The sequence below is a fragment of the Pseudonocardia lacus genome (assembly GCF_018531445.1).
Lineage (GTDB): Bacteria > Actinomycetota > Actinomycetes > Mycobacteriales > Pseudonocardiaceae > Pseudonocardia > Pseudonocardia lacus.
Genome location: NZ_JAHDTH010000327.1, coordinates 1 through 5,491 on the forward strand (window position 1 = coordinate 1; position 5,491 = coordinate 5,491).

Sequence of the window (5,491 nt, forward strand, 5' to 3'; positions counted from 1 at the left end):
GGGCCGCCGCCCAGGCCGGCGTCCGCCGGGCCGCGCAGGCCAGGGCGGCCGCCGAGACCGCCACCCGCAAGGCCGCCGACGGCGTCGCCCGCCTCGCCCAGGACCCGCGCTTCGACACCGTCACCAGCCCGGTGCGCCGCCACATCCTCAAGGTCGACCGCTCGGAGACCCCGGGCATGGCCGCCGAGTGGGAGCTGGCGCTGCGCCCCCGGCTGCGTTCGCTCGACGACGACCTGGCCAACATCGGCCGCTACCGCTCCGGGATCGTCACCCGCCTGCAGGGCATGGTCGGCGAGGCGCTGCGCACCCTGCGGCTGGCCGGGCGGCTCTCCCAGCTGCCCGAGGGCCTGTCGGACTGGTCGGGCCAGCAGTTCCTGCGCATCCGCTTCGACGACGTCGACGACGCCGAGCTGACCACCCGCCTCGGCGAGGTCGTCGACCGCACCGCCTCGGAATTCAGCACCGGGCACACCGGCAAGGCCGGCAGCGCCCGCGACCGCCGCGACGGCATGGGCCTGCTGCTGCGCGGGGTGCGCGCGGCCATGCCCAAGGGCGTGCGGGTGGAGATGCTCAAGCCCGACGCCGTGCTGCGCACCGAGCGGCTGCGCGTCTCCGAGATCCGCGACGTGTTCTCCGGCGGCCAGCAGCTCACCGCGGCGATCGTGCTGTACTGCACGATGGCGGCGCTGCGGGCGAACCAGCGCGGGCAGGGCCGCCGCCAGCACGCCGGCGTGCTGTTCCTGGACAACCCGATCGGCCGCGCCTCGGCCGGCTACCTGCTGGAGCTGCAGTTCGGCGTGGCCCAGGCGCTCGGCGTGCAGCTGATCTACACGACCGGGCTGTTCGACGCCGGGGCGCTCGGGGCGTTCCCGCTGGTCATCCGCCTGCGCAACGACGCCGACCTGCGCGCGGGCCGCAAGTACCTCTCCGTCGACGAGCACGTGCGCCAGCACCTCGACCAGCTCGACCCGCCGGACGGCACCGGCCGGATCACCGCGGCGCGGGTCTACCGGCGCCCGGAGCCCGTCACCCCCTGATCGGCCGCGGATCAGAAGTACTCCTCGACGTAGACGCAGGTCGTGTACGAGTAGCCCGGCTCGACGGTGTTGGTGCGCACCGGCGTCGAGCCCGCCTCGGTGGACGTGGAGAAGCCGGTGAACGTGCCGGCGCCGAGCATGAGGGTGAGCGAGGGCCGCCCGGACAGGTCCGTGCACGGTTCGGTTGCGGGGCCGAGGCTCGTGATGAGCGGTCCGGCGTACCGCGGCGGGCAGCCGGGGCAGGCCGGCAGCACGAACTCGTGCGCCGTCGGGCCGACCAGGTAGACGTGCTGCTCGTAGGGGCTGTCGTTGTAGACGGTCACCGGGATCGGGCCGGTGACGTTGTCGGTCAGCGGCGCGGGGAGCGGCAGGGGCGCCTCGCCGGACTCCGCCAGCACGGTCGCCGCGATGACCGCCGAGCGGGCCTGTGCCGCCTGCGGGTCGTTCGGGTAGGCGGCCAGGAAGGCGTTGAGCGCCTCGACCGCCTCGGGGTAGGTCGAGGCGCGGTAGCCGGCCAGGCCGCACTCGAACATCGCCGCGGCGCGGTCGGCGTGCGCGACCGCCACGACGTCGGCGGTGGCCGAGGTCGCCGGCAGGGACACGAAGGTGTCGAGCACCGGTAGGCCCGCGCAGTACTGCCCCTGGGTGAACAGCGCGTTGGCCGCGGCGTAGGTGTCGGCCATCGCCCGCGGCACGGCCACGGCGCTCGGGGTGTCGGCGAACTCGTCGGCGACCACGAGCAGCGCGTCGACGGCGGCGCGGGCCCGCCCGGCGCGGAAGGCCCCGTCCCCGTCGGTGGCGGCCAGCCGCAGCTGGTCGGCCTGCTCCAGGTAGGTCTCGGCCAGCTCGGCGCGGGCCTGCGGGGTGTCGAACTCGCCGAGCAGTTCGCGGTAGACGCGGATCGCGGCGGGGTGGTCGCCCGCGGCCCGCAGCTCCTCGGCCCAGCGGGTGTAGGTCGCCTCCAGGTTCCGCGCCGCGAACCCGACCAGCACCGTGCCCGGGTGGTCGCGGCGGAACTCCTGGTACCCGCGCACCGCCGCGGCGTGGTCGCCGTACCCCTCGGCCTGCACGGCGAGCAGGAAGGCCTGGCACTGCGCGCGGGCGAGCCGCGCGGCCGGCACGTCCGCGCTGAGCGTCAGCTCGAACGGCCCGTCGACGCTGTCGAAGCGCTGCACCGCCGTGGCGCAGTCGGCCCGGGCCTGCGCGTCCATCCCCTCGGCGTAGACGGACGACCCCGCGACCCGGTAGCCGACGAACCCGCCCACCAGCGCCGCCACCAGCAGCACCGCACCCGCGACCGGCAGGACGCGCCCCCGCGCGCCCGCCGGCCGCGGGTGCTGCCGGGCCAGCAGCCCGGCGGCCAGCGCCGCCGCCCCCAGCCACGACCCGACCAGCACCCCCCACAGCAGCGGCAGGTCGGCCCCGTCGGTGAGGAACCCCAGCGCGACCAACCCCCCGGTGACCGCCAGGCACCCCACCGCCGCCCCCCGGCGCCCGAGGTAGGCGAACCCCACCCCGAGCCCGCTGAGGTTCAACAGCGCCGCCGCCACCCGCGACCGCGCCGGCCGCCCGCCCCCGCGCGGCACGAGGTGGGTGTAGTCGACCGTCGGCCCGTCGAAGCGCACAGGCGCCCCCGGCCCCGGCTGGACCGGTGGCGGAACGGAACTCATGGCGGCCTCCCCACGCTGACGACCGCCCCATTACCGCTCCCGCCCCTTCACCCCCGCTTTAGCCCTCCGCGGAGGGGTGTGCGGCGCGACGAGGGGTGTGCAGGGGTCAGGGAGCCCGGACGGCGTCGAGGGCGGTGCGGAAGGCGGCGGCCAGGTCGCGGATCTGCTCGTCGGTGATCACGAAGGCCGGGGAGACCTGGAGCGCGCCCTGGCCGATGACCCGGGTGAGGACGCCCTCGGTGCGCAGGGCGGCGACGACGGCGAGGCCGAGCGTCGGGTCGTGGGTGAGGGCGTCGGCGGAGAGCTGGACCGCGGTGAGCAGGCCGGTGCCGGTGCGGACCTCGCCGACCAGGGGGTGCGTCGCCAGGGGGGTGAACGCCTCGGCCAGCACCGCCTCCGCCTCGCGGACGCGGGGGACGAGCCGCTCGCGTTCGAGGATGTCGAGGTTGGCCAGGGCCGCGGCCGAGCCGGCGACGTGCCCGGAGGACGTGTAGCCGTGGCGCCACAGGCCCACCGTGCCGTCGTAGAACGGCTCGGCGACGCGCTCGCCGACGAGCACCGCGCCCATCGGCAGGTAGCCCGAGGTGATGCCCTTGGCGCAGAGCACCAGGTCGGGTTCGACGCCGTAGCGCCGGGCGGCGAACCACTCGCCGAGCCGGCCGAACCCGGTGATCACCTCGTCGAGCACCAGGAGCACGCCGGTCTCCCGGCAGATGCGGGCGACCTCGCTGAGGTAGTCCGGCGGGGGGATCAGGATGCCGCCCGCGCCGATCACCGGTTCGCAGACGAACGCGGCCACGTGCTGCTCACCGAGGCTCTCGATGGTCTTGGCCAGCGCCTCGGCGGAGTCCCACGGCACCCGGGTCGTGTCCGGGACCAGCTCGCCGTAGCCGGCCCGGTTGGGCTCGATGCCGGCCAGGCCGGTGCCGCCCATGTGCATGCCGTGGTAGGCCGACTCGCGCGAGATGACGGTGCGCCGCTCCGGGCGCCCGAGCGCCGACCAGTAGCGGCGCACCAGCTTGACGGCGGTGTCGACGGAGTCGGAGCCGCCGCTGGTGAGGAACGCCCTGGCCTTCGGGAACGGGGCGAGCGCACCCAGCCGTTCGGCGAGTTCCTCGGCCGGCGGGTTGGTGTAGTCGCCGAAGGTCGAGAACGACGCCAGCCGCCCGATCTGGCGGGCGACGGCCTCGCCGATCTCGGTGCGCCCGTGCCCGACGTTGCAGTTCCACAGCCCGGCCGCGGCGTCGACGTAGCGACGGCCGGTGGTGTCCCACACGTGCACGCCTTCGCCGCGCTCGATGACGAGCGGGCCGTCGCGGGTGACCGCCTGCATGTCGGCGAACGAGTGCCAGAAGCTCGACGTGGTCATGCCCCGCTCCTCACGGTGGGATCCCCCGATCCTGTGCGGGGCGCGCCGGCCGGTCAAGCCGGGCCGGCGGGGTGGCCGCGCACACCTGTGGGCCTCTTCGCAGGGTCCGTGTGGTCTTCGCAGGGTCTACGGCACCTGCGAAGACCACAGTGCCTCTGCGAGGACGATCCCAAGCCCCGAACGGCTCGCCGGATGTGCCCGCTAGGCCCTGGTGAGCGGGGCCGCGGCGGCGGGGTCGAGGCGCAGCTGCTCCAGCAGCCCGGTGTGGTCCCACAGGGTGCGGTGGCGCCCGATCAGCGTCGTGGTCTGCCCGAGCCTGCTGCGGTGCTCGGCGGACACGACGCTGATCGCCAGGACCTCGACCCGCCGACCGGTCGGGGGCACGCCCGGCAGCAGCCACGGCAGGGTCCGGTCGTGGGTGAAGGCGACCACGGACTCGTCGACGAGCCGGCGCTGGTCGGCCGTGCGCGACAGGCGGCGGACGGTCAGGTCGGGCGGCAGGTGCGGGAGGACGTCCTCGTCCAGCCGGCGGCGCAGCTCGTCGGCGCCGCGCGCGGTGACGCCGCGGGGCAGGTTCGTCACCTCGACCGAGTCGGTGACGCAGGCGAGCGCCGCGCCGCAGTCGGCGCCGGTGACGACGGCGCGGGCGAACGAGTCGGCCAGCGCCTCCAGGCCCTGCACGAGCTGGCGGATCTGCATGGTCATGACGGGCTCCCACGTGTCACCTCGCGGGTGTCCGCGAGTCCCACAGCGCGCCATGCTCGCAGGGGTCGGCCGCGGCGATCAACGGAAGCCGAGGCGGGCCAGCGGCTCGACCAGCTCGCGCTCCTCGTACGACAGGTGCGACAGCAGGGTGTCGGTGAGCAGGTCGATGGCGGCGCGCAGGTCCTTCATCCCGTCGGGCGCGGTCACCAGCGCCACCAGCGCGCGGTCGACCCGCTCGATCACGCCGTGGATGGCGACGTGCTCCTCGGCGAGCCGGTCGACGACCGGGACCAGCGCCGGCTCGGCCCGGCGCAGGTGCGGGAACAGGCTCTGGTCCTCGATGGTGTGGTGGGTGGTGACGATCCGGCAGTAGGACTCGCAGTAGGCGCCCAGGGTCCAGTTGTTCTGGCGCAGCGTCATGGTCTGCAGGTGGGAGCGGGCGGTGCCGGGGTCCATCGCGCCGGCGGCGACCTGGTCGGCGATGTCGCGCAGGCGGGCCAGCTCGGCGCGCAGCCCGTCGTGGACGTCGACCAGGTGGCGCCCGGCGGCCACCTCGTGCGGGGTGTAGGCGCGGTCGGGGGCGGCCGGGCCGGTCGGGCGTCCCGCCTCGTCCCACACCCGCTCGGGGCTGAGCCGGGTGCCGTCGTCGGGGGTGGCGACGCCGGCCAGTGACCCGCCCGCCGCGACCGGCTCGGCGGTGGCGCGCGGTG

4 protein-coding genes and 1 pseudogene are annotated in these 5,491 nt (G+C 75.5%); 1 reads left to right on the forward strand and 4 read right to left on the reverse strand.

Features of this window, described 5'->3' with window-relative positions; genetic code table 11:
* A pseudogene (locus KIK08_RS36990) lies at positions 1-1,037 on the forward strand (hypothetical protein); the annotation flags it as partial.
* 11 nt (positions 1,038-1,048) lie between these two features.
* On the opposite strand, the gene KIK08_RS36995 reads toward KIK08_RS36990, so the two are convergent.
* From KIK08_RS36995 to KIK08_RS37010, 4 genes are all read right to left on the reverse strand, one after another.
* Positions 1,049-2,707, reverse strand: coding sequence for a tetratricopeptide repeat protein (locus KIK08_RS36995; RefSeq protein ID WP_214407974.1), 1,659 nt, complete (start codon positions 2,705-2,707; stop codon positions 1,049-1,051).
* A gap of 106 nt (positions 2,708-2,813) precedes the next feature.
* Positions 2,814-4,076, reverse strand: a complete 1,263-nt coding sequence (locus KIK08_RS37000) for an aminotransferase family protein (RefSeq protein WP_214407975.1) — start codon at positions 4,074-4,076, stop codon at positions 2,814-2,816.
* 201 nt (positions 4,077-4,277) lie between these two features.
* Positions 4,278-4,781 carry a hypothetical protein gene (locus KIK08_RS37005; protein ID WP_214407976.1) on the reverse strand — a complete coding sequence of 168 codons (504 nt, stop codon included), beginning with the start codon at positions 4,779-4,781 and terminating at the stop codon, positions 4,278-4,280.
* A 78-nt stretch (positions 4,782-4,859) separates the two neighbouring features.
* A partial coding sequence (locus tag KIK08_RS37010) for a hemerythrin domain-containing protein (RefSeq protein ID WP_214407977.1) occupies positions 4,860-5,491 on the reverse strand: 632 nt, incomplete at its 5' end.